Here is a 26,900-nt window from a genome sequence, read left to right on the forward strand (position 1 = left end):
AGTAGTGCTTCACAGGTACTTGAAATATATAAGTTATATAGCCCATTAAAAAGGCTAAAAATTTAAGGGTTTTCATTATTTTTTTATTAGTGGTTTTGAGAAAGCTGATAAAAAAAATCGTAGATTTCCTTGCTACTTTCGAGTTCGCAGGCGATGAATCTATTGCTTCGGAGAAATGAAATTTCCACCTCTGTAATATTGATCTTTCTGTAGTGAATCAGAAAATAAGCCATTAGCATCCGAAATAATGCCACGGAGAAATTCTGTACATCCGTTGTACTGATAGTAGGATTAACTCCCCTTTCTCGATCTAAGTAAACAGTCAGCAATTCTACTAGATGATTGCGACAAGTGTCCATATCATATCTAGTCCAAAAATCTTTAATACAGGCTACTGGATCATACTCCAGATGATGGATTTCGTACATCGCCAGGTCGAAGGCGACGAGTTTTTTAAAAAGCTCTCTCATTTTTTTGGCTTTTGAGGGCGTGTATGTGCAAAGTTTCTTTGGAAAAAAAAGGATAAAACACCCCCCTATCGAGTCCAAAGTCCCAATACAGATACACTGTTAAAAAATTTATTAACTAAACCTCAGAATGCCGTTTTACTCTTAATTACTCGGTTATATATGGTTCGTCACGGACATCCACAATGATAGGAAGAACCGACCCTTTGTTGTGTTACGACAATATTTTGAATAGAAAGTTGCCAGCAATAAAAACTTTGCCTAAATTTATGCTGCAAAACAATTATTTAGTACAAGCCATCTTCATTGCCTTTTATTTCTCTATTTATATATTGATGTAATGGGTCGGTGGCAGACACGCTTAAGGGAAGTTTGGCTATTCTATTGAATAGGCATTGCCGAGCCATTTTTTTGACTCCTACCCTCTTACGTACTGTGTCTTATTATAACGTCTAATCCGGCGCTCGGATTAAATTTTTGAAATGCTGCTTGATGGAATACCGAGTATTTCGATCAATGATCTTGTACTGGTGAGTTAGAATTTTAAATGGTGTCGTTCTCATAATTCATATTTAGTTATGATGAACGATGAACTTTAGCTAAGAGATAAGTTGCCTCCTTACCTTAATCGGTAAGCAAGGAACGGCCTCACACTTTGAACCCCAGGAGAGCTAATCCTGTTGTCTTCTTACAATCTACAAGAGATTTTCAGAAAACTACCAAAGTGACGTGAAGCCGCTCGCATGCCACCTCATATGTCAAAAGTATAAAACTTTTATCGCATATCAGTGCACGGAGCGATCAACACGGTTCTCTCGGTAAAAATTTAGCTCTTTTTTGGGTTCGAGAAGAACATCGTTAGTCAAGGCAAAATGCCATGATTTTCAAATCGCTTAACAAATATAAGAATATAATTCCATTTAAACAAATAATTACAAATGGAAATATTGAGAATCTATTATGGAGGAAAATGAATTATTAGCAATTGAGGTAGATAATTTTGGAAACTACGTTTTATCGAGAAAAATTGCTCTAGGATTATCAAATGAGGCTTTTGCGAAATTGACTGATGTATCAGGAGGCGATATAAGCAAGATAATTAATAAAAAAAAGAAAAGTGTTTCCCTTTACTCTTTCTATAAAATTGCTATACTTTCTGGTGACACGATAGAAAATGTCCGTGACACGGTATATACAAAAAGAAATCTTGAATTAGTAACCGATTATAAGCTTGAAGAGAGAACCAACTTTGGCACATTCATGCGAGACGAAGTTGAAGGTGATAATACCTTTGATATTATTATGTGCAAAACGGGCATAGAAAAGCAGAGACTAATAGATATTTATTACAATACTGGCGCACCTGAACCGTTTGAACTCCTTCTAATAGAAAAAGCTACAGGAAGGAAAACAGGTGAGTTAATAGAAAAATATATAGCCAAGTATCCGATTAAGAAGAAGGGGGATTAATTTGGGAGAGATAAGAAAAAGATAAAATATTTCTTTTAAAAAAGAACTAGAAAACCTTAAGATCTTTTATTAATCAAAAAAGTGGGATAAAATAAAAGGAACTTTTTAAAAAATTTCCAATATATCGATATTTGAACTCCGGAAATGACATCTAAATTAATAGACTATATAATTTCAAAAACTGAATCAAAGAGAAAAGCACCATTTTGGAAATATAATTTTGATTCATTTTCCTATCTTAAAGATTTCAAAATATCACTTTTAAAAAAGCATCTAATATTTCTAGGATTGGTAATGCTTTTTAGCGATTATCTGGCTGACAACATTTTATGCAATTTCATAAAATTCGTATCAAATAATATTAACACAGGCATTAGTGTCAAAATTTTCTTCTTAGCTATACTATCGCCAGCTTTACTAGTATATTGCTTTAATCAATTAACAAAGGGATTCCTCCCCACAATAAATTCTATAATAAACAGTACAATTTACTCATTTATATATCTATTTATATTTCGGTCAAATAGTAGTCTAAATATTGTTGAATTCAAAATTGAATACCTCTATTTAGATATCTCATTCATTTGCTTAATCATTTTTTTTTCTCAATGGTCTTTGTATTTCAACAGAGTTAAGACAACTAAACGTAATTATCAATTTGTAATAGATGAAAAAGGTGCTAAAGATAAGTTCGGCTATGGAACATTAAGTAATGAACTCTCTGAATTTATTCATCATACTGATTCAGAGCATTCTTTTGCCATAGGTATACTTGGAAATTGGGGCGATGGAAAAACATTTATTGCTAATCAAATCATTCAATCATTGAAAGATAATAATGATGATTATATTATCTTAGAATTTAATCCTTGGCTTTATGATAAAAATCTTCTAATCGAATTTTTTCAAGAATTTTTGAATATTACATCTAGAATTGATAAATCGTTACAGAGAGATTTTATATCATACATGTCAAAAATTACTGTTGAATCAAACAATGAGAAAATAAGTATCGTTAATTTTATCCTTAAAATTTTTCATGACGACAGATCTATCGAATCCATAAAAAAGAATATAAGTCAAAAAATAAAACTTTCAAGAAAAAAAGTAATTGTATTTGTCGATGACACAGATCGTCTCGATCAAGAAGAAATTCACCATATCCTAAAAATTATAAGAAATAGTGCAGATTTTGCAAATACATTTTTCATTGCTGGAATCGACTATAACTATATTTGCAATCAGATTGATGAGCCGAAATACTTAGAAAAAATTTTCAATGTACTAGTTACATTGCCTAAAGTTAGTAGAACAGTAATAAATAATGAAATTTTCAAATTATTTGAAGAACAATTCCCTAATGATAATGATTTGTTAAGTGAGCTTAAAGAATTGCTAAATTATGAATGGTTTGCTTATTTCTTGAACAACTTACGCCAAATAAATAGATTAACAAACTCATTTAAAATATCATACAACAAACTGCAAGGAAATATTGATATTAAGGATTTATTAATTCTAGAGACTCTAAAAAATAGTGCAACTAAAGTATATATAGGAATATTTAACAATGAAATACTGCGATATGACGAAATGAAACAAATAGCTGGTGGATCTAGAGAGGAAGCTTGGTCTATCAATTATAGGAAGGATAACGAAAACGAAGATTCAACGTTAAATACCAATTTATATGAAGCACTTCAGTTTCTGGTAAAAAGAAAAGAATACAAGCATCTCAGAGCATTCTCAAATGGATACACCCTTATGTATTTTAATTTTGCTAATGAAAACATTGATATAATCGATTTTTATAATGTTATTGAAAAAGATAGTCAAATAGTAATAGATAATTTTAACATTTGGGCCGCGCAGGATCCAAAGAAATCGACAGAATTATTACAGCTTCTTTCCTTACATATAAAAGATAATATATTAGGAACATATGAAAAACTAATTCCAATTCTATTTAGGATAAATGACTCGTTATTTGCTACTAAAATTTTTGAAGGATGCTATATAAGCGATATTCAATCTGTAGATTATGAACTAACCAGATATCTGGATTATTTAGCTAATTTGCTAGATATTATTACAGAAAATATATCAGCAAATCCTATTCTTGCTCGTAATTGGACGTTTCAAATCATTAATAGTATTACATATTTAGATTATTCAAATTATGATCCTATTAAGACTTTTTTAAAAGAAAATAAAGATAGGATAGAGCACGTCTATATTAGGTCCTTAGAACTAAACCTGAATTTTGAATCTTCTCCTGAAGAAAAGGAAAGTGCTCTTCTAAAGTGTGTAATAAATAAAAGAGAGGGGCAAACTATTATAAGTTATAAATGTACAGACTTATTAAAAATAGATATTATAAATATTGATATCAAATCCATTCTATTAAAATTGATTCAAAACTATTTTGTTTTCGAGGCAATTTACACCCATACACAAAAAACAGGTGTTGAATTAGATAGTGACCAATTAAAAGTTTTCGACCATAAGATATCTTCGAGTTTAAACCCAATATTATCCTTGTGGCAGTTGAGTTATCAAGTTCTCAGACAATTAACGATAGCTAAGAATGAACCATTAAATAATATCATTTATGATAATTCAATTTTATTAATATCATATATATATTATATTTTAACATCTTTATGGGGAGATATACCTCTTATTCAATATCCAAGAAATCCAAGATTAAACTATGCACCACCTCGAGAATCTGTTAATAATATACTTGATGAAAATATATCATTACTAGAAGAACTTATAAAGAACGCGGATATTAATTCAAATATATATCGTAAAGCTATATCTCTGATTGCAAAATTCGAATTAGAAAAGAAAAACTATGATAAAGTCCTACAAATTACAGAAACATTAATTAATCATCCAAACTTCATACTATGCGACATAAATGAAATATTTGATACAGATAAAGAATCTATTATCAGTTATAATATGGAAAAATTTAAGAGCATTGAAACAGAAGAATATATTAAATTTTGTAAGAAAGGGAGTTTCATTCATCTTATCAGAAATACGGAGATTATTCTAATGGCCTCAGAAGTGAGCTTTCATACAGGAGATATTGCGAAAGCATTTAAGTATCTTAATATGTTAAGAAAAAGAGAAAGCAAATCTACAATCAATATTGATCAAGATAATTTCGTCAAAATCCTATTAAAAGAATGGAAAACAAACCTGAATTGTGAAGGTTCTTATTTAATAGCTCTCAAAAGAAATCAATTAGCGGCAGAAAAGTTAGGTCTAAAAAATTATAATAATCTACTTCCAATTCCTCAAAATGAGATTAATGTAAATTCTAGAATGGTTCAAAATCCCGGATATTAAAAATATGTCACTGTTTTATAATGGGTGTAAGCAACGGAATGGAGAACGTCATATTTTCGCTATGTACCACAAGCATGAATGTTTCGGATATAGAAAATATGAAACGCGATGTATATGGATTTTACCTTTCTGAATCGACAATTTCCCGGATTACCGATCATGTGGCGGATGATGTGATCACCTAGCAAAACCGTCCACTGGACAACGTATATCTAATTATCTGGATGTATGGCATCGTTTTCAAAGTCAGAGAGTGGATATTACGGTTTGATTTGTGCGAGTCATTTCGGTGGGATGGGTTCTTCATCAATTTTGGTGAATTAGGCTGATTTAGCAAGAACCATTTTTCTTAATAACTCAAAGCCTGCCTTCCCATACATTTTCCTTTTGATGTTTTTTATTCGGTTTACCTGGCCTTCAACTTGACCATTGCTTATGGATGTTATGACAGCATTATTAACTGCCTGATAGTCCTTTATGAGGTTTTTAGCAAAGTTTTTCAAACCACATTCTGATTTTATCGCCTCATCAATCCAATTTTTTAACAGACCGTCCTGTTTGCTCTGAAACAATCGCTTAAAACCCTTTACCTGCTGCTCCAATTGTTTTATCTGCGGAAATTTATCAAACAGTAATTTCAAAAATTCCTTGTCATCATTTCCCTTAATTTGCTCTAATTCCATATAGAGCATCAAGGAGAGCCTCGCCGGTGACCAGGTTTTTGCTACTATGGGAGTTACTGTTTTGGTTCTAGTGAATGGCTGCATTTGATAAACTTCGTTCATCTTGTGGCAGAACTGTGTGTATTTTCCGTTGAAACCCATCTCTACAATTGTTTCATGCAGTTCGCGGTATGTTTTACCTCGGTTCTCTTCCATCAAGAGAAAGTTAATAAAAGCGTCCAGGTTGGTTGAACTTCTGGATTGCCTTTTTGTAAGTGAGTCCATTAAAACGTATCTTCTAACAGTGCCACGCGCGAGCTTCGTAATTCTGGCAATCTGTCTTAGCGTAATACCGTTTCCGTGTAGCTCTTTAACTTTGTCAAAAAGATACTTTCTAGCGACACTATTATTAGCCGTCGAAATGTTCGGCTCTACGATTTCTAATACTCTTTTAGCTGGCTGCTCAGTCTCAGCTGATGTAGATCGTTCGCTTTTGGGATCATTGTAAAGCTTAAATATCTCCCTTAGTTCTTTTCCTTTTGATTGAAAAATCCTTTTGGTTGCTTCTCCAAGGTTCAACAGTAAGTGAAAGCGATCTGCAACCTGGTTGGCTTGAGGGGCGCCCGCTTTTATGCCCAAAGCATATGGTCCATATCGATCCCTGGAAACTGTTTTTATTTCCGGATGCTTTTTTAGCCATTCGGCGAGGGTGCCCGATTCACGATCGGGCAGCAGGTCGATAACTTCTTTTCTTTTTAAATCAACAATAACGGTTCCGTAGGTCCTTCCTTTTTTGAAAGCCCAGTCATCTACGCCAATTACACCAGATGTTAATGAATTAGGTTGTATATTGACTCTTTTGATCACCCGTAAAATAGTGGACGGGCTGACAGGTAGTCCAACATAACCGCTTATTGATGCGCCTTTATTTCCGCCCAGTTCAAGTGCCATTTTAAAAAGAAGATCATTAGAGCGCATAAGTCTTCTATAATAAGGCTTGATTTCACAGTGGAAGCGTTCAGTAAAAATCTTTCTTGGGCAGGCTATATTGTCACAGAAATACTTTCTAGCACGCAGCTTGACTTTCGTTATATGTCCGGAAATAGGAAGATCCAAAAGAGTCCTAAAATACCTACTGTGGATCCTAATACTCTTCTTTTTGCAAATAGGACAAACTGAATATTTTTGATAAGCACATGTATTAATACAAAGTTCTCCTGGAGAGGAATATATTGTGTGAGCTTTTAGCTGTAAATTAGAAGGAAGGATAAAATGTGGAATCATGACATAAAAGTATAATAATAAATTACACATTATTATCCATATATTTGTTTGTTTTCAAAAAGAAATATCGTGGGAAAATCAGTCTTAAAAATTCAAAGATCAGAGGCAGGAGAAATAAAAAAATTATTAAATACAAATGATGCTTACGTTGTCGGCGTAAGACTGTATTTGGTATATCTGGTTGCCTTGGGACATTCAAGCAGACGGCTATCGGAACTCCACAGTATCAGTTTCAAGCAGATAACAAATTGGGTGCACCGATTTGAAAAGGAAGGTATAGAAGGATTAAAAGATAAGAAAGGACGAGGGAGGCGTAGCGGGTTGTCGGAAGAACAGCTGGAAAGAATCAAAGAGCTGGTAATAAAAGAAACGCCATTGAATCATGGATATCAATCAGAAAAGTGGACCGGACCTCTTTTGATACAGTGGATTAAAAGAGAATATGGTTTAGTATATCAAAAGGCGCAAATTTATAACTTGCTAGCCAAGGTTGGAATTATCTTTGAAAAGAAACTTGGCCTAATATCTAAAGTGTAATTATTTATTGTACTTTCACCAAAATTGATGAAGAACCGTGGGATGGTGCCAACTATTACGGTTCAAATGATACCACTTTAGTGGTTTAATTTTCGCTCATCCATCTGCACTTTTCACGGTTTGAATTGTGCAACTTTAAAAAGATCAAGAAAAATTTAACTTTTCGCTTTAAATACAGTGATATGGCCAACAAACTTTATCCATGTAATTTATTAAAGTTCATTATACTTCTTGGCCGTTCCTTTAGCCTTTTCAACTGGGTATTTTTCATCGTTGAGTTTCATCTTTTCCTCCACGATCTGCTTCACATCGAGTCCATGTTTATCGGCAAGCAATAGTGCATACATTAGCACATCTGCGAGTTCGTTCTTCAGCTTATCAGGATTGGCATCCTCATTCCCTTTCCACAGGAAAAGCTCCAGTAGCTCGGAAGCTTCAATACTCAATGCCACTGCAAGATCTTTAGAATTATGAAACTGCTCCCAATCCCGGGCATCTCTGAATGCTCTGATCTGTGCTATTAATTCTTGGATATCCGACATAGTAATATATTTAAACGACAAACTTGCTTATGTCCAAATATCCGAAAAATATCATTAAGGATATTTTACATCCAGGAGATTTCTTCATAAACCAGCCTATTAGTTCTTTATTGTTTAGCTTCCAGCTGTTTTTTGAAAAATGCATTCGTCTCCGCATCAGTGCAATAGATATAGCACCCCTTCATACCCCGAGTCATAAGAGTACGATAGGTATTTTTTATGATTGCTTTAATCAGTTCCTTACCCTCGATAGGATTTTCCTTAAGTAATTTCTTATAGCCCAATATCGTTCTGTCATCTTTATCCCTTGCGGTAGGTTGAACGAGTACTTCGCCATCTCTCACCAACAGATCATTGCCGATAATCACACCGATATAATCAGCTTCAAGCCCCTGTGCCGTATGGATACATCCTATTTCAGTAACTGAATCGGGATCAATAATCCATGCCCCGCCATAAGCGGTCATATTCCACCGCATCTTAAAGTCATATTCATCAAAGATAATATCAAAGGCCTCACTCTTCTTTTTACTTGCCCAAGGCCAACAATAGCCTGCAACGATACGAGCTTTGTTATTAATTTTATTTTTCTCGTAAATCAGATCACGCAATTGATCTGGCGAATCCATCACACGGAAATCATAATCTAATCCGTCCAAAGTGGTGTTAGCCGTTTCCCGGATTTGCAAAGTATTATCTAGCCATGATAAGTAACCATCCGAACCGTTACACCTAAACTGGGATTCTAAAGCTAGTCGATGAACATTAATACCTTTTTTATTTGCAAACTCTTCGATCACGGCAATTTCACCATAGTCTTCAAGACTTACGCGCTGGTTTTCATCGATAAAAAAGATGGAGCAGTGAGCGGCATCCAGGATTTCTTCAACTTGATTATTTCCCATCCTATAGAAACCAGTTTTTTCGGTCAGCCGATGTGCTTCATCGACAATAAGGGTATTAAAACTATTAGCCGGAGTCTGCATAAAAGATCCTGAGCCGACAAACAGCTGTTTCAGTTCTATTTTCTTTTTATCGCGCGACAATTTTTCAAAATAAACGTCACGCGGTGCAGAAGTTTTAGTCACATATTGTGCAAATTGTCCAGTTTTGATCAGTTGTACCAATAAATTAATGGCTACAACCGATTTCCCTGTACCCGGCCCTCCTTCTACGATCAGGACATTCTTGTTGCTTCCGGAAGAATTCAGTGCCAGCTTTTTCGCTGTTTCAAAAACAACTTTCTGATCATCGATCATATAGAATTCCGTATTGCCCTTGATCATATTGGAAAGGGCATCAGCAAGAGATTTACTCGGTCGAATCTTACCGTTATCAATTCTGAAAAGGATATCCGAACGATCACCAGTCTTAATATATTTTTTGATGAACTCTCTTAGCTTTAAAGCATCATGTTTTAAAAAGAGCGGCGCTTTATCGATATAACCTTGGTAGAAGTCATTTCGGATGCAATTATCGTCAGCATAATTATGAAGATAGGCACAGGGGTGTAAATTTATATTCTCCTCAGCAATAGCTTCGTTAAATCCATTTAATAGTGCAGCATAAGACCAGGCTTGATAAGAGGGATGGGCAGTATCTTTCATCCCTTGCTTAAATCTGGTCCGCACAATACCATCTCTATCGGTGATTTCCGCAGTTTTCCATTGTTTAAGTTCAACAATAACAACATTATCTGTATTTCCGTCAGAACCACTGATTATAAAATCTACCCGCTTCGAAGTTTGTGGAATATGATACTCGATAGAAATACCACAGTCAGCAGGTATCTCACCATCATGAAGAACTTTGTCCATATAGCTGAGCGAGTTACGAAAGGAGTTAAGTTCTGCCTCGCCCACTCTTTTTCCTGTACGTTCTACAAGCGCATGCTGGATAATATTATCAATATCGTTGGTGAGAATATCGCAGGAGAACTTCTCTTTGGTACTATGGTAAATAATCATTCTAACTAACCGGCTTTGTTAGCCCGTAAATTAAATAATTATTTGTAGATATACATATTTTAGAGGAATCTAATATTAAAATGTTCACCTATCCAGATATTAGAAATCAAAGGAATACCGATCGGGGATATATTGGCTCAAATATTTACGTAAATTATCATTGCAAACGTATACATAGGTACCAAAGATACTTCTAAAAAGCATCGTACGGTAAATATTGAGAATATAGTTCTTTAGCGTATCAATATCTTCTACAGAGTTCTTTCCAATAAAATCCATATACCGGTCTTTATAAACTACAAAAGATTGAGTAATAAAATTATAATCAAGTTCAGGCCCAATAATTACCCCCGCATAGTTAAGATCACGCCCCTGTATATTTTCGATATGCCCAACTTCATTAATCGCATTGAGGGAGTTCATCCACTCAATATTACTATTCCACTTTAACTCAAAGCCACCGATTGAAATATCAGAGAGTGATTTATTACTTTTGGATTTCCATTCCCAAGCATACCCTGCTATCATACGACAAAGTCCGACTCTATCTTCTTTTTGTTTTATACGCTCATACATACTTTCCACACTATTAAACAACAAAAATTCATAACGCTTACTTTTAAAAAATTTTGGTTCCAAGTTCGTGTGATCAGAAAAAATTTCATGGATAAAATCCATATATGATATTCCTCCACGAACTCTAAACTGCGAACGCAATTCTTCCCTTCTTGTTGTATCCTTTTTTTCCAGCTCTAAAAAATCGCTAATGGCAACATCCGAAGGTTTGATAGACTGAAATCTATCGTAAAAAATGAGAGTTTTATCAGACCTTAGCTCTGCCCAATTCAACTCTGTACCTGTATCTCTGTCTAAACCTAAATCATCATTAAATGAATCAAAAACTTTGTAATAAATACCCAAATTTTTGCGTCTCTTCAGACGATGCCCCTCATCAACAATTAATATGTCATATTTTCTCTTCCCTATTTGAGATGGACTAATTACCATACTAGATGATAATCCCTCGATATCCTTAAACACTTTTGAAATAGTTTTCCTAAAAGATAGAATTGGAATCACCAATGCCATTTCCAGCTCACAATATTTTTCTTTAACTTTTTTAACTAATTCAAATAATTCTTCGTCACTTTCATCAAAAGCCAAGTAATTGAAATCTTTTAAATCTGTCTTTAGCAGCTTAAAAAGAAAAATGGCTATAATCGATTTTCCAGTGCCGGCCGCGCCGTGAATCAAGCTAAGTTTGGCTTTTTCATCGAGCAAACACCAGAGGATTGTTTTCAATCCTATGATCTGATCGTTGGACAAACTTTTATAGGGAGAATACTTGAATAGGTCCAAATTATCAATTTGGGCTAGCGTATATTTAACCATTCCCTTTTCCATCAACTCTGCCCAAATACGCTGAAACTGTTTCTGATAGATTTCTTTTTGTTGATAGAATTGGTGGTCTCGAATCCCAAGGTTACCATTTTGAAGTTTAAAACTCTTATCTGCTGCCAAATAGCGAATAAGATTGGACTCAATATCTAATGTAGCAGATTTATTAAAAAACTCACTCAAAATAAGAGAAACAGAAGTAAACGATTTTCCTTTCTCACTTTTCAGATGGTTCCTAAAGCGCGTCACCATGTCAGTCGTCTCTCCAACATAGACTTCTTTGGATTCATTATTTTGAAGTAAGTAAATTATAGGACGGCGCAAAAAGAAATCCTCATGGTCTAACAATAGGTTCTCTAATTTATGATTGAAGGGGTATTCTTTAATTTGAAATGACTTTGCCATTATATACTTTAATTTTAACGATTTTCTTCATCTTTTCTGCTCACTATGTTAGTAAATATCCTTCTAATTCAAGACAGATTCGCAGGGAATAAATTATCTAAGCACAAAATTTACCGTTGAATAATAATTGTTTTATAAATAAAACAATAGATTGAGACAACATTTAATTCCCATGATCTGGTGACAATAGGCGATGGTCTCCAACTCAAATGGCTAAATCTTAATTCGATGTTAGGGTAAATAGCTGAAAAACAAAACTCATAATAAAAAACAAAATAAAAAAGCTTTAATATTAAATTATTTACTATATTAAATTTAAAATTAACACTAACACAAAATAATGCAAAACAACATCATTACATTAAATCATGCTATCTTTAAATTAAAACATCTTATTATACCAATTCTAATAGCTGTTTTAATTCTTTCTTGTACTAAAGAGAAAAATCAGCTTTCCCCAAGTAGCGATAACATAGACGAAATTAAAAAGGAGTTTTACGCTCAAAATCCCCTCGCTGACAATGAAAATTTTTTCAACTCCAATTTCACAAGTTATATCAAATGGGATTCTGTTGTAGTGAAAGATGAGAGCAATGTATATATCAAAATAAACAGTGCGGAGCCGATTTATTATGGTGACTCCACGTTTTCAATAAATCTGGCCGACTATTTTTGGTTGAAAGCACAGAAAAAGGATAATAAATGGGGGTATTCATTTATTTCTTTCCTACCAAATTCAGAAGCTTCACGTGAACATTTCCAAGGGAAAATTGTAACGAAATTTCTCTCTTCTAACAAAATTATAATTAGGGAATACAAAGGTGATATCAATAGTAGTGGGTTAATTGCAGGATTCCCGCCAATGAGAGAACCTTGCGTTTATGCATATGTAGCTGGTGTATTGAATGCTGTTTATTGTTCGACAGGTGGAGATGAGGACTACGAACAGTGGCTTTCTGGGGGACCAAAAGACTATTCAAATATTCCCCCCTCGACAGGTAGCCCTGGCGGAGCTTCGAGCACTTCTCCAAGCACGGTCAAATATAAGTTTGAAAATTATGCTTGTATGGAGAGTTTTTTGAAGAATCTTGAAAATTTAAGTACTTTTAAAGACATGGTTAAACCTTTTACGTTGGATGGAAATGGAACTGGGAACCCCAATTTACAATGGAGCTTCAAAACAGATATGTCTTGGGATCCTAATAAAGGGTACAATTATGGACTTGCATCAGCTACAAATCCTACTGAAAGTACAAACCGTGATGTAGATATCTATTTCAACGCAAATGCATTAAACAATTCTTCAGACCTCGTAATTGCTGCTACAGCTCTTCACGAAGCAATTCACGCCTATTCAAATTATTTTTTAAAAACTAATAAGATGAACGCAGATGGTATTGTGGATGAAAAAATTCAGGAATTTTGGTTTACATCGGCATTGAAAACGCTTGAAATCCAGAAGAAAGCTGGCCTCAATGGAGATTATCGTGATCATCAAACAATGATGTCCGACAATGTATTTCCTGTTATGATTGGTTTTCTGAAAGCTTGGGGAGGTAACAGATATTCTTCAAATGAATATGTTATGGCCAGTATGCTAGGACTTGGACAAGCTGGACAAATGTTTGACCCTTCTGTCAATGCTCAAATGGCGCAAGATGTTTCATCGCTATTTGACAAATTAAAGAAGGACTATAAAATTACAGATGCAGCATTCAATGAATTTTTAAAAACACATAGTAATGTTGATCCCAATGGACCGTTAAGTAATAAAAAAATATCATGCGCAAAATAATAATCTTATTTACTTTCTTAGCCGTATCAGCCTTCCAACTTATTGGTAGCTGCTTTGCTCAAACCCAATATGTTGTATTTGATCAAGACAAACTAACCGATTCATTGGACGGGCATTTATTCTGCAAAAGAACATATGCAGAAATCAGATCCGATAGCACCAATTTCCCAGATTTAACCATTTATAACTTTCTGTTCAAAAAAAGCATAACTGATGATGATTCAAATCAAAAAGTATTTCAGAATTTTATAAGCTTTGAACGTGAAGGGAAAAGTTTACCCGTTGATATCTTAGTTACAATAACGCCGTTGACAAGGTCTAAATTTGAGCTAAAAAATATCTCGAAAGCCATTGTTAACAAGGATATAAACGTAATTTCTTTGGATAGCCTATTGCGAACCTCAGCAAAAGATATATTTTATGCGACTTATGCTCCTTTAGGTATTTTTTCAGAGACGCCATCACTCAACTTGAAAAGAACGGATTATAAAATCGTGATAAAGCGAAAAAATGAATATTTTTTAGTTGACAACGAGACCTTAACTGAATCCTATTTTATTGGTAATGGCTACATGGAGCCTTATAGAAACAATGCAGCTGGTATATATCCGCAAAGTAATAATTTTTCAAAACAAAATTATCTCTCCGCTGAAAAGTTAAATACGCTAAAAGGAGGAATAATAAAGGATACTACCATAAATTTAAATAATCAAGGCCGAACTATTGCGATAGATAGATTTTGGACAAATGAACCGCACATTCCTTTTACAAAAAGTGCAGGTTTAAATAAAGGTAGTGACTGGTATGCAGTAGAAGGTATTGGAGATTTTGAGTTCTTTTGGGACAATGGTATATTAAACGGTAATTTTTTGGACTATTTTAAAAAAGCTAAATTAAACTATATGCCCGACAAACAGCTTAATAGAAAACTGAACCTTTGGTATAAAACAAAGAAAATAAATGGAAAGCCATTCGAAGATTTTTTTAAAAACAAAGGTGTGAACAACTCAAATTTGAAATCGATATTATAGCTAGCAATACCAATGTTTCATTGACGTACACCTTGGAAATTCAATTGTCTTTTAAAACATTGGATGACGAAACAAAAAGAAGAACCGTTAGGAAACATAAAAATTACTGTACAAATAAACACTAACAGAAAGGGTCTGATGAGAATCAGGCCCTTTTGACGTAAAAAGCCACATCTCCCGGCGTGGCCTTAAATAAATATATGATTCACTAGTGGTTTGCCTCCTTTTACTAGCAAACCACCAGTTATTGGATATTATTTATACGAATTAATCGATTTGGATACTTTCCAGTCATTGCCCACACGCTCCAAGATAACTAGATCAGTCTTGGTGAAGTTTTCAAATTTCAAAGTCACTTTAGCGACCATATAGTCTGCCGATTCCTCGATGATATCTGTGCTTACTGTGCAGTTGAGCTTTTCGCCTTTTTGTTTTTTCAAGGATTTAACCACTTCGCTACGGCTATTACTTTGTGCATTAGTAGCTTGGATCTTTTGATTAAAACCTTCGGCGAATAACTGCTCTACTCCTGCTGATTCTCCCTCTGTGGTTACTGCAACATAGTGCTCTAAAGCGAAGTCTGCTGTGGAAAGGTTAACGTTTGTTTTTGTTGCTTTTGCTCCAGGTCCTTCAGCCGCTATAGCAAATGTTGATACTGCGATTAGCGCTGCTGCTGCGAATGTTTTTACTAGCGTTTTCATAATGTCTTTATTTTATAGTGTTAGTTTATCTGTTCTTATTTATTGACTCAAAACTACAACACAATAGGCTCCTAGCCTATGGGCTTTAGACTAATGGACTAGAAAACTCGGTGAATGACGGAAATGGGGAGGTGAAGCAAGTTGCATTTCAGGATAATTTTGTTCATCTTCATCCTCCCAACAATTCGGCCTCGAAGCTGAATGATTGGACTATTACGCACTTAAAAAAAAGAAAATGGTTACATATCTGGATTCTGGAAATATATTCAATTTACCTGATGTAAAAAATTATGCTCATGGTTGTAATTGTGCTGGAGCAATGGGGAAAGGAATCGCTTTACAATTCAAAGAAAAATATAATCAAATGTATTTGGAATATAAAAAGCGTTGTAAAGATGGTGATTTCTCTCTTGGGGATGTTTTTTCTTACGACTATGGTGAAGGCACTGTTTTCAATCTTGGCACTCAAAAGACCTGGAAAACCAAAGCAGAGCTTAAAGCAATTGAAGATTCTCTTCTCAAAATGCTTGTATATGCCCGCCAAAATGGCATCGAAAAAATAGCCCTGCCCAAAATTGGGGCCGGGTTGGGTAGTTTAGTTTGGGACGATGTAAAAGCTACTATTAACAGGGTTGCCAAAGATTATGATGATATTGATCTTATCGTAGTAGAAAATTATAGAAATATTTAAAAAAACAATTGACAATTAGCAGCAAGTGGACAAAACTAAAAAAGCCACATCTCCCGACGTGGCCTTAATAAACATATAATTCACTAGTGGTTTGTCTTTTATTACTGGCAAACCACCAGTTGTGAAATTCTATTTATACGAATTGATTGATTTGGATACTTTCCAGTCATTGCCTACACGCTCCAAAGTAACTAAATCTGTTTTGGTGAAGTTTTCAAATTTCAACGTTACTTTAGCGACCATATAGTCTGCTGATTCTTCTAAAATGTCGGTGCTTACTGTACAGTTTAGCTTTTCGCCTTTTTGTTTTTTCAAGGATTTAACCACTTCGCTACGGTTGTTATTTTGAGCATTGGAGGCTTGGATCTTTTGATTAAAATCTTCGGTAAATAACTGCTCTACTCCTCCTGATTCTCCTTCAGTCGTTACCGCAACATAATGCTCTAAGGCGAAATCTGCTGTAGAAAGAATAATGTTAGCTTTTGTTGCTTTTGCTTCAGGTCCTTCAGCTGCCATAGCGAAAGTAGATACTGTGATTAAAGCCGCTGCTGCGAATGTTTTTACTAGCGTTTTCATAATGTCTTTATTTTATAGTGTTAGTTCTGTTGTTCTTATTTGTTGACTCAAAACTACGACACAATAGGTCCCTAGCCTACGGGCTTTAGACTAATAGACCGGAAAACTCGGTGAATGGCGGAAATGGGGAGGTGAAAGGGCTTAGAATAAAGCACTGAATTTTCGATAATCAGACTATAACAGTTATCTTTAATAGCAAAAGCTTCTACAAGTTCAAATGATTGAAATTTCCCATCAACAATATAAAGTATTAATCTATACCGATCACCAATATACAGTTGAGTCCGCCGACAATCTCAGACGCTACAAACGGGTATATGTCGATGATTCTTGCGATCGATATAGCAACGTATCTAACGTTGCCATTTTAGTAAAAGATGGTCAAGATGAAGTGGCTAGTACTATTCTTTGTGATACTGGGGTTTTCACAGGATTGAGCGAATCCTCCTTTATAATAGAGGAGCGTGTGCTTTATATTTGCGCGGGGAATAAACTGTACTATTTAAATATACCAGACTTAACGCTCAAATGGACAGGACAAGTAGATTACGTAACGAATTTCAGTGTTCAGAAATTAGAAGATGATTTGCTCGTTCATGGTGAACTCGAAATCACAAGAATAACAAAGCTCGGAGAAATAAAATGGCGATTTGGAGGACACGATATCTGGTTAAATAATAATGGTTTCCCTGAGATAACTATACTGCATGACCGGATTAAACTGGTTGACTACCAATCGAATTTTTATGCTATCGGATTTGATGGAAATACTATTTTCTAAAAAAGCAGAGAATTATACAGCGCCAGTCATCTATTCATTTGATAAAATCATAGGGTCAGCAAAACTAGCGAATGAAAAAGGAAGGCAACTGATTTTGAAATAGCGGGCAACAATGGAATTTATACAAAAAAGCCACGTCTCACAACATGGCTCTACAACATATATATTTAATTGAGATGGCTCTTATTTGTACGAATTAATTGATTTGGATACTTTCCAATCATTACCTACACGCTCCAAGGTAACTAGATCCGTTTTGGTAAAATTCTCAAATTTCAAAGTCACTTTAGCGACCATATAGTCTGCCGATTCCTCGATGATATCTGTGCTTACGGTACAGTTTAGCTTCTCTCCTTTTTGCTTTTTCAAGGATTTAACCACTTCGCTACGGCTATTAGACTGCACATTGGTAGCTTGGATCTTTTGATTAAAATCAGCTGCAAATAACTGCTCAACTCCTGCTGATTCTCCTTCAATCGTTATCGCAACATAGTGCTCTAAAGCGAAATCTGCTGTGGAAAGGTTAATGTTTGCTTTTGTTGCTTTTGCTCCAGGTCCTTCAGCTGCCATAGCGAAAGTAGATAATGCTATTAAAGCTGCTGCTGCGAATGTTTTTACTAATGCTCTCATAATGTCTTTACTTTATAGTGTTAGTTCTGTTGTTCTTATTTGTTGACTCAAAACGACGACACAATAGGCCCCTAGCCTATAGGCTTTAGACCAAGGATCGGGAAAACTCGGTGAATGACAGGAAATGGGGATGTGAATGGAAACTTATGGCTAAGTTATGCCCTTTTTAAATTTTGCAACAAAGTATTTATTTGTAGATGAAATAATTATCGAAAAAAGTTACCAATTCAAAAGATCATGGAAACAATCTTATGAAAATAAATGTACTGTCTGATGCTTTGAATTGTATATTTTTAATGATATTAAAGTCTTTATTAAATGCTCGAACCACTACAGAAGGATAAAGCACAAGATAGAAAGCCTGAAAAATTATATAAAATACTTATTTAAGAATACCATTAAATTGATAATAGCATGTAAGAATATAGTATGCCAAAGACCAGTCCCCTTCTTCTTAAACTCCGTGATGAAAAAGAAAAAAACAAAAACTATTCCCATAAGGAAACTTAAAATAAAATAATATAAACTATACATATGAGTCAAAGCAAAAGTAAGGGCAGAAATTAAAGCCATCAATAATTTCCTTTGTTTAAAAAAAGTATATGTAGACAGGAGTTTTATAGGAATAAATTGGAATAATAATGTCTCAAAAAAAGGACCTAAAATTATTGCATATAGGAAAATTTTTAAAATCCCTTGGCCACGAACCACTTCGTTTGACACAGACGCTAACTTGAGCACGTCAATGAGAACTAAATTACACAAAACATCAATAATCACATAAGCAATTATCATCACAACATATAAATAAGTTACAGGTAACTTCAATAATCGATTTATATATTTCGGCATCTATAATATTTTTTTCATAAGGAGAACGGCGTCTCCTTATCTAATACTAGGGTCTAGCTCCTCCGTAGTGACCAAAAGATGTGGAATTCCAGCCCGGCTCAGGATTATTCATACTATATCCAATAGAGTCTACAATAAGATCTGCAACTTTAGTTTAAAAAAAAGTCGCCAATAAATCTTCCACCATCGATTGTCGACATTTCATTAACACTCAAGTCTTGAGCATCAAAACTTTTCAAATCTAATTTATTCATTTTTTTTAAACTTTGAATTTACTCCAATAAAACTATTTAGAAATGACTATTGTTCTTACAATACAAAACGGCTACAAGCTACCTTTTGAAAGAAAGGTTCAACATAAAATTGGCGTCGTACAGTGAAAATCCAATAGTCTTTAAAAACATTGGATGACGAAACAAAAAAGAGGAAACGATAAGAAACATAAAAATTACTGTACAAATAAACGCTAAGAGAAAGGGTCTGATGAGAATCAGGCCCTTTTGACGTAAAAAAGCCACATCTCACGACATGGCTTCACAACATATATATTTGTAAGGGATGGCTCCTATTTATAAAAATTGATCGATTTGGATACTTTCCAGTCATTGCCCGCACGCTCCAAAGTAACTAGATCTGTTTTGGTGAAGTTCTCAAATTTCAACGTGACTTTAGCTACCATATAGTCTGCCGATTCTTCTAAGATGTCTGTGCTTACTACACAATTCAGCTTTTCTCCGTTTTGTTTCTTCAAAGATTTAACCACTTCGCTACGGCTGTTAGACTGCACATTGGTTGCTTGGATCTTTTGATTAAAATCAGCCGCAAATAACTGCTCTACGCCTGCAGATTCACCTTCTGTCGTCACTGCAACATAATGCTCAAGGGCAAAGTCTGCTGTAGAAAGGTTAACGTTTGCTTTTGCTGATTTGGAACCTGGTCCTTCAGCAGCCATAGCGAAAGTTGATACGGCGATTAAAGCTGCTGCTACGAATGTTTTTACTAGAGTTTTCATAATGTCTTTTTTTATTGTGTTAGTCTTTAGTTCTTATTTGTTGACTCAAAACTACAACACAATAGGCCCCTAGCCTGTGGGCTTTAGACCAACGATCAAGAAAACTCGGTAAATGGCGGGAATGGGTAGGTGAAATATTTATCTATTTCTTATTCAGGTTATGGTTTCCCGTAGCATAGCAACTTAAATGCGCGGTAAATTTGTTCAGCCAAACACTTAAGGTACTCATGATTAAACAATTACTAATTCCGATTACATTCGTTAGCATGTTGGCAACGAGCCAGGCACAAGAAACAAAGAAAGAAGCTGAAAAAACAAAAATGGATCTTTTTGTCTCGAAAACGGGCACTATTACCAAGTTGGTAGAGACAAAACTTCCAAAACTAAAAACGACATACAATTCTTGTGAAACAAAAATTCGTAAGATAATAAGTGGCAGCGCCATAGGGTACTTTTATCAGATCGAAAAACAAGGACAATATGGTGACAAGGTGGCCTCCATTGAATACAGTGATCTAATTGAAATATTAAAAGCACTTACTGCATTAAAAGACCAGGTAGACAATGACATTGCTTCAAATCCAGATTATCTAGAGAATAAATTTATCACTGTCGACGGATTTCAAGTTGGCTACTTCGTAAGTAAAGGAAAAGCGACTTGGTATATTAAGCTTGAACAATATGGATCTGACGCTACATTATTCATTGACCAAAGTGAGACCATAGAAACAGCTTTTGCGAATGCAAAAAGTAAAATGGACGAGCTTAAAAAGTAAACCAGACTACTATAAAAATAACAGTTCATACAATTAAAATCTAATACTCATGGATAAAATAACGATTTCCCATTTGGTCGAGTTTAATAGAAAGAGCCCCAAAGGGCGCCGGACATTAGTAGAAAAACTAAAAAAGCCTAAGATAAAACCTGAAAAGTCTGAGAGTGGTGGCGACTATTGGACATCAGCTGTAAGCTGTATTAGCAGAGCATTTGCTGCAGGCAACAATACTGAAATAGTTGAAAAGATTGACAAACTACTAGAGAAAATTGAAAACAGCGATGCTAAAATAACCAAAAACATGTTTCAAAGAAACATTCATATCCTTCAAAAATTTGAAGAATTCGACTTTGCCTAGTTAAAGCCAAAAAAGTTTCAATTTCAAAAGCGATCAAAAAAACAATCTATTGTTGTGTTAAAAAAACTACCATTATACGCGAAACCAAATCACGTTTTTCTTTTTGAAGATAATGGCGTGAAAAAAATTGGCGCGATATGGTTTGTCGCTAAATTAGATGGTTTTACGCAAGATGAACTTTCAATGATTACAGACATACTGTACCGTTATCTAGAGCTAAACTATTCGGACAGTTTTGAAGTGGCTACCAATTTTTGTATAGCTTTTGACGTCACTACCATCAATATTTTATCCTATGCACAGTTAGGGAATAAAAGAATTAAATCTCCATTGATCGAGCTAGTCAATGAAATCAACCAATATATCTAAAAGATGACCACCGCTAATTTAAAAATGTTTCATACAGAGTTTCATATTATTAACTCTGTATGAAAAAAAACAATGACTAATTAACGTTGTTACCTAGCATTAGTAACCTTTCGTTAGATTGATCTAAAATATTTAAAATTGTCGCTGAATCCTCTTTAGTGAGCCAAATGTAAGACCGGTCATCATATTGATCTAACTGCAAATAGAATTTCCAATCTCCGGGCATAGAATAACATCCAGCCTTAAATCCAGTTCTACTGACAAAACCTACTTCAGTATAGTGTTCAGGAAATGAATTAAAAACGACCGTTCTCATAATATTAATGGATTTTATAAGTCCTTCTAGCTCATCCTTATCCAATGAACCAAGCTTGGTTTCCGTCTGATCTAAATAACTATCGTAGTATTCGTATTCAAAACGAATCGCCTGTTCCTTATTTTCATTAATTAAATCCTTGTACTGTACGACTTGGATCTTTACAGATTTGACTTCTCCAATGGGAAGAAACTGTTTACTCATTAGAGTTCCCGATTTCCTTGAGAAACTCTCGGCATTGCCGCGTTGCCTTTCTTGTTGCATGTTATTAGTTTTTTAAAGTTTAAATTTTCCTAGCATTGGACGAGTTGACTTACCGAACGCTGATATTCTGTAAAAGCATTTGCAAATGCCTCGGTTGCTTCATAATTACTGAACTCATATTCTTCATTAACCCCAGTGACAGTTCTTAATTTAATCTCGCCATAGCGTACTACTGGGATCTGATAATTACCGGTAAACCGTTTATCCCTGCTCCCATCCTTATTAACCTTAGCCCAGGTCATATCAATAGTCTTTGAATCTGCTGGCACCCCCTGCGTCTCCGTAAATCTTACCGCATGTTGTTGTAAGCTAATTTCGTCCAAACCGATAATAGCAAACTCTTTGGATCTGCTGTACATAACGATAAAACTTGGATAGATGTAGAGATCTGCACCATTCGCATTCTGGAAATACAATGCCTTTATATCGGATTTAAATTCAGGGATCGACTTCAATCCAAATCGAACATCGGTTCTGCTTACAACGGTGCTGGCCGACGATCGAGTAATGGCACGATCCTCATAATGAGCACTTGTCACATCCCATATTTTCTGACTTTTCGCTAAGTTGATAAAACTTGAGACCAAGAGGTCATATTTTTGTTTTAACTCAAGGTCAAAATCAACTTGTAAATCAACATAAGAGGCCTCTATTTGCTCGTTTGTCTGCTTGATAGCTTCTTCCTGCGCATTAAGATCTTCATTCATCCGCGCCGGTATTGATTTATTGATCAATCCATAAAGCAAAAGGTAGCTCATTAGCTTTTTGTTCTTTGTGGATTTGATCGCTGCATTAATTTCAATAAGATCTTTCTCCAATGATAGACGTTGCTCTCTCGCGAGTAAAATTGCCTCTTTTATGCCCGCCATATCCTGGCTCGTGATCTCATGGATGTCGGCGCTAAAAATATTACCTCGATTTTGTGGTTCCACCGGAGCTACATATGGCAGTGTCGCAGGCGGAGTATCAAGCACAACGGGAGAAGAAGGTGTGGGACCTCCACCATTTACTTTCTGCCTATTGTAAATTTTCAATGCCGGTATTCCTGTGTTTAAATAAGTACCATTGGTACCAAAGGTCATATTTACTCCTTTTACACCTATTGATGTAGAAATACCGCTCTTGCTAAAATTCAGATGTACCCCTGGCACAATCTTCATTCTTCTTCTAAAGTTCCAAGCCATTACCTTATGAAATTAAATTCTTATTGATCTATAACTTCGACAAAGTAAAGAGATGCAAAACATTGATTTTTACGGTTTTCCGTAATATATATACTTAACTATGTGAGTGTATGCAGGTTTGAGAAAATATATTCCAAGCATTCGTAGAAAAATTTTATTTAGATCTACTAGCATTGAATAATTAATTGAAAAGGGAACATTCCTATTTACAAAGCAAAAAGCCACATCTCTCGATGTGGCACTACAACATATATATTCATTTGAAATCGCTCCTATTTATATGAATTGATCGATTTGGATACTTTCCAGTCATTACCTACACGTTCCAAAGTAACCAGATCAGTCTTGGTGAAGTTTTCAAATTTCAAAGTCACTTTAGCCACCATATATTCTGCTGATTCCTCGATGATATCGGTTCTCACTGTACAGTTTAGCTTTTCGCCTTTTTGTTTTTTCAGGGATTTAACCACTTCGCTGCGGCTATTAGACTGTGCATTGGAAGCTTGGATCTTTTGATTAAAATCAGCTGCAAATAACTGCTCTACACCTGCTGATTCGCCCTCAGTCGTTACCGCAACATAATGATCCAAAGCCAAGTCTGCTGTGGAAAGGTTAACGTTTGCTTTTGTTGCTTTTGCTCCAGGTCCTTCAGCTGCCATAGCGAATGTAGATACTGCGATTAAAGCTGCTGCTGCAAATGTTTTTACTAGCGTTTTCATAATGTCTTTATTTTATATTGTTAGTTTTTTATCTGTTCTTATTTGTTGACTCAAAACTACAACACAATACGTCCCTATCCTACGGGCTTTAGACCAACGATCGGTAAAACTCGGTGAATGGTGGGAACAAGGAGGCGAAAGTTCTAATTGCCGTACCGCTATAACCCTATCTCTTCCTTTTAGAACCTATGATAACGTTTTCGAACGCCACATCAACTTTACGGTTTCCCTTTTTTATTCGCTTTATCGATGAGATATTTTTGAATAAAAAAACAGCAATATGATAAAGAGATTTTTTACGATAGCCATTGTACTAACCGCCTACAGCTGCAATGGCATTTCTCAAGATGAATATGAAAAACTCAAATCCGAAAATCAGAGTTTAAAATCAGAATTAAATGAATTTAAATTTGGTTCAGCGAACTTGTTATCCAATGCTAAAAGGATGATTACAGGAAAATCGTTTGAAAATGCAAAATCAGAACTAAATTCTTTATTAGAAAAACACCCCGATTCAAAGGAAGCCATAGAGGCGAAAGAATTATTAAAGGATGTTGAATTTAACATTAATAAAGAAAATGAACTTAAGGAAAAAGCAATCGTCCAGGCTGAAAGATCAAAAAATGAAGCAATAAAAAGCCTTAGACAAAAAACAGATGACATAAGAAATATCACCTGGTATTCCGACAAATCAACTCCTCAATACACTAATTCTAATAGCTTTCATTTATATTTTGGAACTAAAAAAGACACTAAACCCTGGTTACAGCTTGCTATCAATTATACTGCAGATGATTGGCTCTTTATTAAAAGATATATTATAAAAACTGATAATGATACTTATACTATTAACCCTAGCTATAGTGAAATAAATACAGATAACGGCGCTGGCGAAATATGGGAATGGTATGACGTACCGGTAGATCAGGAAAAATATAAAATGATAGAAGATATCATAAAATCTAAGAACGCAAAGATACGTCACGAAGGTAAGCAATACTATAAGGATAGAGCCATAACTCAAAAAGAAAAGCAAGCTCTTCAAAATATCTTAACAGCTTACAAAGCGCTAGGTGGTGAACAACCAAACGGCTAATATTATTGTCCTGCTCCTTAAAAGCATAAAATAAAGGCTACAAAATTGCAGCCTTTATTTCTTATCGAGCGCTATTCCCCAGGTTTTCTTACGACGAGTACCGAATCCATACCTGCATTGAAATAAAAAATATTATCTGAAAGCACTTTTGCTCCAAATGCATTGCTTGCTCTGTACCGATGGATCATTTGAAATCCCTGCCGATCCTTTAATATTTTACGTTGCCTTATCATAATTCTTTTTCTTTCCTCCATATCAGTACTTTTTGAAAATTCATTTTGCAGATTAAAATACTCAGCACCGGTCCCAATCATATCGATTGATTGCAATGAATCCAAAGATCCAAATTCAATAGCCTCATAACTTTTAGGATCATTTGCATACTTAAGTATATATTCTTTGATTAGAGCTTTAGCCTTTTCTTCATTAGAAGGCTTTACACACGCTACCAGTAACAAAAAAGGTGTTGCGAGAAAAATTAATCTTTTCATAATTTCTAGGCAATAAAATAACTTTTAAAATATATTCGGTTTCTAAAGGTTTCTGCGCATCATTATAAGGATAATCAGTAGTTAACGACTGTATCAACAATCTGCTCAGAGTATTTGTAAATATCATCCAGTGAGTCCAGATCATATTTAGCTTCCTTTTTATCTTTGTCAAACAAACCGATACGAAGTCTATTGGGCGTAAAATAAAAACGACAAATTGGTTTGCGATTGTTATCGTCCAGCAGGATACCACAATAGGATTGATTATCACGCATAAATACACGTCCCACTTCAATCTCCTTGCGTAAAATAGATTTAATGATCAAGTATCCTTCAATCTCTTCTTCAGTTGTGACAATCAGTGCCTCAGGTTCTACTGGTGTTATAGTAGTATTCTTTTCTTCGGCTTCGGTTTCTTTTTTAAGTGCGCTTTTTAGTCTTTCGGCGATCTGATCATTGATTATCTGTGTGAACACGCGCTTTACCAATGGCGTAAACTGTTCCAAAACCTTTGCTGTAACAACACTTGGATAGGCTTGCTTCGCAAAAAAACGAACGAAATCGTCGCTTGGGTTTTGCATCTCGCCCATCGCTAAAATAGTCAACTCGTTAAAGTACTTTAATTCGCTCGCAACGCTGGAAATGCTTTCGAGATCAAATTCTGTTTTGTGGAATTTGCGTAATTCGGATACTTCATTATCCTTGATGTCCATGATCTTGAACTCGAAAAATGGCTTTTCATCCATCTTATTTGGTGTCACGAGATCAGTATAAAAACGATACTCTACGCCATTGGTCAACAATCCAAATTTAGCTTCTGTGGTATGGAAGTAACGGAACAGTTGTGAATTGTGGGGGTCAAGTCCATCAGCATAATGTTTGCATTCAATTAATATAACAGGTTTTTCGTCACGTAATATCGCATAGTCAACCTTCTCCCCTTTCTTGATACCGATATCGGCAATAAACTCTGGTTGTACCTCAAACGGGTCAAATACATCGTATCCCAATATCTTCAAAAACGGCATCACTAAGGATGTCTTTGTGGCTTCCTCTGTTTTGATCTGTGGTAAAAGTCGGTCAACGCGCTTGGCAAATTGACGAATCTCATCTTTAAAATCCATGGTTTTTTATTTTTTATTAATGGCTTATTTGATTTTGCT

The 26,900-nt window shown here is 34.9% G+C and carries 27 protein-coding genes; 12 read left to right on the forward strand and 15 right to left on the reverse strand.

Translation table 11 applies throughout. The features are described from left to right. Positions 1 to 86: 86 nt before the first annotated feature. Complete coding sequence (locus HS960_RS14225; RefSeq protein ID WP_182329673.1) at positions 87 to 470, reverse strand: hypothetical protein; 384 nt, start codon at positions 468 to 470, stop codon at positions 87 to 89. Positions 471 to 1,427: 957 nt separating this feature from the next. Here HS960_RS14225 and HS960_RS14230 point away from each other — a divergent pair. The 3 genes from HS960_RS14230 to HS960_RS14240 all read left to right on the forward strand — a co-directional run bounded on the left by HS960_RS14230 (position 1,428) and on the right by HS960_RS14240 (position 5,485). Then, the gene (locus tag HS960_RS14230; RefSeq protein WP_182329674.1) at positions 1,428 to 1,937 is read left to right on the forward strand and encodes a hypothetical protein; all 510 of its coding nucleotides are present in this window, start codon (positions 1,428 to 1,430) and stop codon (positions 1,935 to 1,937) included. A 144-nt stretch (positions 1,938 to 2,081) separates the two neighbouring features. Next, positions 2,082 to 5,300, forward strand: a complete 3,219-nt coding sequence (locus tag HS960_RS14235; protein ID WP_182329675.1) for a P-loop NTPase fold protein — start codon at positions 2,082 to 2,084, stop codon at positions 5,298 to 5,300. Between the two features lie 20 nt (positions 5,301 to 5,320). Further along, positions 5,321 to 5,485, forward strand: coding sequence for a hypothetical protein (locus HS960_RS14240; RefSeq protein WP_182329676.1), 165 nt, complete (start codon positions 5,321 to 5,323; stop codon positions 5,483 to 5,485). A gap of 135 nt (positions 5,486 to 5,620) precedes the next feature. Here HS960_RS14240 and HS960_RS14245 read toward each other — a convergent pair whose 3' ends face one another. Next, positions 5,621 to 7,246 (reverse strand): ISL3 family transposase, encoded by a 1,626-nt coding sequence (locus tag HS960_RS14245; protein ID WP_182329677.1) that lies wholly within the window; start codon positions 7,244 to 7,246, stop codon positions 5,621 to 5,623. 69 nt (positions 7,247 to 7,315) lie between these two features. On the opposite strand from HS960_RS14245, the gene HS960_RS14250 reads away from it, so the two are divergent. Next, positions 7,316 to 7,783, forward strand: coding sequence for a helix-turn-helix domain-containing protein (locus HS960_RS14250; RefSeq protein ID WP_159732720.1), 468 nt, complete (start codon positions 7,316 to 7,318; stop codon positions 7,781 to 7,783). 212 nt (positions 7,784 to 7,995) lie between these two features. Here HS960_RS14250 and HS960_RS14255 read toward each other — a convergent pair whose 3' ends face one another. From HS960_RS14255 to HS960_RS14265, 3 genes are all read right to left on the reverse strand, one after another. Continuing rightward, positions 7,996 to 8,325: a nucleotide pyrophosphohydrolase gene (locus HS960_RS14255; RefSeq protein WP_182329678.1), complete on the reverse strand. Its 330-nt coding sequence runs from the start codon at positions 8,323 to 8,325 to the stop codon at positions 7,996 to 7,998. A gap of 107 nt (positions 8,326 to 8,432) precedes the next feature. Next, the gene (locus tag HS960_RS14260; protein ID WP_182329680.1) at positions 8,433 to 10,292 is read right to left on the reverse strand and encodes a DUF2075 domain-containing protein; all 1,860 of its coding nucleotides are present in this window, start codon (positions 10,290 to 10,292) and stop codon (positions 8,433 to 8,435) included. A 99-nt stretch (positions 10,293 to 10,391) separates the two neighbouring features. Continuing rightward, positions 10,392 to 12,095 carry a DUF2075 domain-containing protein gene (locus tag HS960_RS14265; RefSeq protein WP_182329682.1) on the reverse strand — a complete coding sequence of 568 codons (1,704 nt, stop codon included), beginning with the start codon at positions 12,093 to 12,095 and terminating at the stop codon, positions 10,392 to 10,394. Between the two features lie 340 nt (positions 12,096 to 12,435). On the opposite strand from HS960_RS14265, the gene HS960_RS14270 reads away from it, so the two are divergent. Then, positions 12,436 to 13,890 (forward strand): hypothetical protein, encoded by a 1,455-nt coding sequence (locus tag HS960_RS14270; RefSeq protein ID WP_182329684.1) that lies wholly within the window; start codon positions 12,436 to 12,438, stop codon positions 13,888 to 13,890. Beyond that, the gene (locus HS960_RS14275; RefSeq protein ID WP_182329686.1) at positions 13,878 to 14,921 is read left to right on the forward strand and encodes a hypothetical protein; all 1,044 of its coding nucleotides are present in this window, start codon (positions 13,878 to 13,880) and stop codon (positions 14,919 to 14,921) included. The genes HS960_RS14270 and HS960_RS14275 overlap by 13 nt, the downstream gene beginning before the upstream one ends. 254 nt (positions 14,922 to 15,175) lie before the next feature. Here HS960_RS14275 and HS960_RS14280 read toward each other — a convergent pair whose 3' ends face one another. Further along, the gene (locus tag HS960_RS14280) at positions 15,176 to 15,622 is read right to left on the reverse strand and encodes a nuclear transport factor 2 family protein (RefSeq protein WP_182329688.1); all 447 of its coding nucleotides are present in this window, start codon (positions 15,620 to 15,622) and stop codon (positions 15,176 to 15,178) included. A gap of 235 nt (positions 15,623 to 15,857) precedes the next feature. Here HS960_RS14280 and HS960_RS14285 point away from each other — a divergent pair, with 235 nt between their 5' ends. After that, positions 15,858 to 16,313, forward strand: a complete 456-nt coding sequence (locus tag HS960_RS14285) for a macro domain-containing protein (RefSeq protein ID WP_182329690.1) — start codon at positions 15,858 to 15,860, stop codon at positions 16,311 to 16,313. A 129-nt stretch (positions 16,314 to 16,442) separates the two neighbouring features. Here the strand turns inward: HS960_RS14285 and HS960_RS14290 are convergent, their stop codons facing one another. Then, complete coding sequence (locus tag HS960_RS14290) at positions 16,443 to 16,889, reverse strand: nuclear transport factor 2 family protein (RefSeq protein ID WP_182329692.1); 447 nt, start codon at positions 16,887 to 16,889, stop codon at positions 16,443 to 16,445. A gap of 217 nt (positions 16,890 to 17,106) precedes the next feature. Between HS960_RS14290 and HS960_RS14295 the strand changes: the two genes are divergently transcribed. Next, the gene (locus tag HS960_RS14295; protein WP_182329694.1) at positions 17,107 to 17,670 is read left to right on the forward strand and encodes a hypothetical protein; all 564 of its coding nucleotides are present in this window, start codon (positions 17,107 to 17,109) and stop codon (positions 17,668 to 17,670) included. Between the two features lie 183 nt (positions 17,671 to 17,853). Here HS960_RS14295 and HS960_RS14300 read toward each other — a convergent pair whose 3' ends face one another. The 3 genes from HS960_RS14300 to HS960_RS14310 all read right to left on the reverse strand — a co-directional run bounded on the left by HS960_RS14300 (position 17,854) and on the right by HS960_RS14310 (position 20,164). Further along, positions 17,854 to 18,300 carry a nuclear transport factor 2 family protein gene (locus tag HS960_RS14300; protein WP_182329696.1) on the reverse strand — a complete coding sequence of 149 codons (447 nt, stop codon included), beginning with the start codon at positions 18,298 to 18,300 and terminating at the stop codon, positions 17,854 to 17,856. Between the two features lie 369 nt (positions 18,301 to 18,669). Then, the gene (locus tag HS960_RS14305) at positions 18,670 to 19,152 is read right to left on the reverse strand and encodes a CPBP family glutamic-type intramembrane protease (protein ID WP_182329698.1); all 483 of its coding nucleotides are present in this window, start codon (positions 19,150 to 19,152) and stop codon (positions 18,670 to 18,672) included. Between the two features lie 565 nt (positions 19,153 to 19,717). Beyond that, positions 19,718 to 20,164, reverse strand: coding sequence for a nuclear transport factor 2 family protein (locus tag HS960_RS14310; protein ID WP_182329700.1), 447 nt, complete (start codon positions 20,162 to 20,164; stop codon positions 19,718 to 19,720). 227 nt (positions 20,165 to 20,391) lie between these two features. Here HS960_RS14310 and HS960_RS14315 point away from each other — a divergent pair, with 227 nt between their 5' ends. The 3 genes from HS960_RS14315 to HS960_RS14325 are packed head-to-tail and all read left to right on the forward strand — an operon-like array spanning position 20,392 to position 21,667. Further along, positions 20,392 to 20,940: a hypothetical protein gene (locus tag HS960_RS14315; protein ID WP_182329702.1), complete on the forward strand. Its 549-nt coding sequence runs from the start codon at positions 20,392 to 20,394 to the stop codon at positions 20,938 to 20,940. Positions 20,941 to 20,989: 49 nt separating this feature from the next. Beyond that, positions 20,990 to 21,298 (forward strand): hypothetical protein, encoded by a 309-nt coding sequence (locus HS960_RS14320; protein WP_182329704.1) that lies wholly within the window; start codon positions 20,990 to 20,992, stop codon positions 21,296 to 21,298. A gap of 54 nt (positions 21,299 to 21,352) precedes the next feature. After that, positions 21,353 to 21,667 carry a hypothetical protein gene (locus tag HS960_RS14325; protein WP_182329706.1) on the forward strand — a complete coding sequence of 105 codons (315 nt, stop codon included), beginning with the start codon at positions 21,353 to 21,355 and terminating at the stop codon, positions 21,665 to 21,667. A 76-nt stretch (positions 21,668 to 21,743) separates the two neighbouring features. Here HS960_RS14325 and HS960_RS14330 read toward each other — a convergent pair whose 3' ends face one another. From HS960_RS14330 to HS960_RS14340, 3 genes are all read right to left on the reverse strand, one after another. Then, positions 21,744 to 22,247 carry a hypothetical protein gene (locus tag HS960_RS14330; protein ID WP_182329708.1) on the reverse strand — a complete coding sequence of 168 codons (504 nt, stop codon included), beginning with the start codon at positions 22,245 to 22,247 and terminating at the stop codon, positions 21,744 to 21,746. A gap of 29 nt (positions 22,248 to 22,276) precedes the next feature. Next, on the reverse strand, positions 22,277 to 23,431 hold the full coding sequence (locus tag HS960_RS14335; protein ID WP_182329710.1) for a DUF4236 domain-containing protein: 1,155 nt from the start codon (positions 23,429 to 23,431) through the stop codon (positions 22,277 to 22,279). Between the two features lie 272 nt (positions 23,432 to 23,703). Further along, entirely contained in the window at positions 23,704 to 24,150 is a 447-nt protein-coding gene (locus HS960_RS14340) for a nuclear transport factor 2 family protein (RefSeq protein WP_182329712.1), read from the reverse strand. 280 nt (positions 24,151 to 24,430) lie between these two features. On the opposite strand from HS960_RS14340, the gene HS960_RS14345 reads away from it, so the two are divergent. Beyond that, the gene (locus HS960_RS14345) at positions 24,431 to 25,246 is read left to right on the forward strand and encodes a hypothetical protein (protein ID WP_182329714.1); all 816 of its coding nucleotides are present in this window, start codon (positions 24,431 to 24,433) and stop codon (positions 25,244 to 25,246) included. Between the two features lie 71 nt (positions 25,247 to 25,317). On the opposite strand, the gene HS960_RS14350 is transcribed toward HS960_RS14345, so the two are convergent. Beyond that, positions 25,318 to 25,737: a hypothetical protein gene (locus HS960_RS14350; RefSeq protein WP_182329716.1), complete on the reverse strand. Its 420-nt coding sequence runs from the start codon at positions 25,735 to 25,737 to the stop codon at positions 25,318 to 25,320. Between the two features lie 74 nt (positions 25,738 to 25,811). Then, entirely contained in the window at positions 25,812 to 26,861 is a 1,050-nt protein-coding gene (locus HS960_RS14355) for a type I restriction endonuclease (RefSeq protein WP_182329718.1), read from the reverse strand. Positions 26,862 to 26,900 lie beyond the last annotated feature (39 nt).

The sequence above is a fragment of the Sphingobacterium paramultivorum genome (assembly GCF_014109745.1).
GTDB classification, from domain to species: domain Bacteria; phylum Bacteroidota; class Bacteroidia; order Sphingobacteriales; family Sphingobacteriaceae; genus Sphingobacterium; species Sphingobacterium paramultivorum.

Excerpts from the sequence above, each read along its gene's own strand:
- HS960_RS14355 (WP_182329718.1), bottom strand. The coding sequence starts at position 26,861 with ATGGATTTTAAAGATGAGATTCGTCAATTTGCCAAGCGCGTTGACCGA.
- HS960_RS14305 (WP_182329698.1), bottom strand. The coding sequence starts at position 19,152 with ATGCCGAAATATATAAATCGATTATTGAAGTTACCTGTAACTTATTTA.
- HS960_RS14230 (WP_182329674.1), top strand. The coding sequence starts at position 1,428 with ATGGAGGAAAATGAATTATTAGCAATTGAGGTAGATAATTTTGGAAAC.
- HS960_RS14335 (WP_182329710.1), bottom strand. The coding sequence starts at position 23,431 with ATGGCTTGGAACTTTAGAAGAAGAATGAAGATTGTGCCAGGGGTACAT.
- HS960_RS14310 (WP_182329700.1), bottom strand. The coding sequence starts at position 20,164 with ATGAAAACTCTAGTAAAAACATTCGTAGCAGCAGCTTTAATCGCCGTA.
- HS960_RS14320 (WP_182329704.1), top strand. The coding sequence starts at position 20,990 with ATGGATAAAATAACGATTTCCCATTTGGTCGAGTTTAATAGAAAGAGC.
- HS960_RS14255 (WP_182329678.1), bottom strand. The coding sequence starts at position 8,325 with ATGTCGGATATCCAAGAATTAATAGCACAGATCAGAGCATTCAGAGAT.
- HS960_RS14245 (WP_182329677.1), bottom strand. The coding sequence starts at position 7,246 with ATGATTCCACATTTTATCCTTCCTTCTAATTTACAGCTAAAAGCTCAC.
- HS960_RS14235 (WP_182329675.1), top strand. The coding sequence starts at position 2,082 with ATGACATCTAAATTAATAGACTATATAATTTCAAAAACTGAATCAAAG.
- HS960_RS14350 (WP_182329716.1), bottom strand. The coding sequence starts at position 25,737 with ATGAAAAGATTAATTTTTCTCGCAACACCTTTTTTGTTACTGGTAGCG.
- HS960_RS14275 (WP_182329686.1), top strand. The coding sequence starts at position 13,878 with ATGCGCAAAATAATAATCTTATTTACTTTCTTAGCCGTATCAGCCTTC.
- HS960_RS14285 (WP_182329690.1), top strand. The coding sequence starts at position 15,858 with ATGGTTACATATCTGGATTCTGGAAATATATTCAATTTACCTGATGTA.
- HS960_RS14315 (WP_182329702.1), top strand. The coding sequence starts at position 20,392 with ATGATTAAACAATTACTAATTCCGATTACATTCGTTAGCATGTTGGCA.
- HS960_RS14300 (WP_182329696.1), bottom strand. The coding sequence starts at position 18,300 with ATGAGAGCATTAGTAAAAACATTCGCAGCAGCAGCTTTAATAGCATTA.
- HS960_RS14265 (WP_182329682.1), bottom strand. The coding sequence starts at position 12,095 with ATGGCAAAGTCATTTCAAATTAAAGAATACCCCTTCAATCATAAATTA.
- HS960_RS14295 (WP_182329694.1), top strand. The coding sequence starts at position 17,107 with ATGATTGAAATTTCCCATCAACAATATAAAGTATTAATCTATACCGAT.
- HS960_RS14345 (WP_182329714.1), top strand. The coding sequence starts at position 24,431 with ATGATAAAGAGATTTTTTACGATAGCCATTGTACTAACCGCCTACAGC.
- HS960_RS14260 (WP_182329680.1), bottom strand. The coding sequence starts at position 10,292 with ATGATTATTTACCATAGTACCAAAGAGAAGTTCTCCTGCGATATTCTC.
- HS960_RS14240 (WP_182329676.1), top strand. The coding sequence starts at position 5,321 with ATGGGTGTAAGCAACGGAATGGAGAACGTCATATTTTCGCTATGTACC.
- HS960_RS14225 (WP_182329673.1), bottom strand. The coding sequence starts at position 470 with ATGAGAGAGCTTTTTAAAAAACTCGTCGCCTTCGACCTGGCGATGTAC.
- HS960_RS14270 (WP_182329684.1), top strand. The coding sequence starts at position 12,436 with ATGCAAAACAACATCATTACATTAAATCATGCTATCTTTAAATTAAAA.
- HS960_RS14290 (WP_182329692.1), bottom strand. The coding sequence starts at position 16,889 with ATGAAAACGCTAGTAAAAACATTCGCAGCAGCGGCTTTAATCACAGTA.
- HS960_RS14330 (WP_182329708.1), bottom strand. The coding sequence starts at position 22,247 with ATGCAACAAGAAAGGCAACGCGGCAATGCCGAGAGTTTCTCAAGGAAA.
- HS960_RS14340 (WP_182329712.1), bottom strand. The coding sequence starts at position 24,150 with ATGAAAACGCTAGTAAAAACATTTGCAGCAGCAGCTTTAATCGCAGTA.
- HS960_RS14280 (WP_182329688.1), bottom strand. The coding sequence starts at position 15,622 with ATGAAAACGCTAGTAAAAACATTCGCAGCAGCAGCGCTAATCGCAGTA.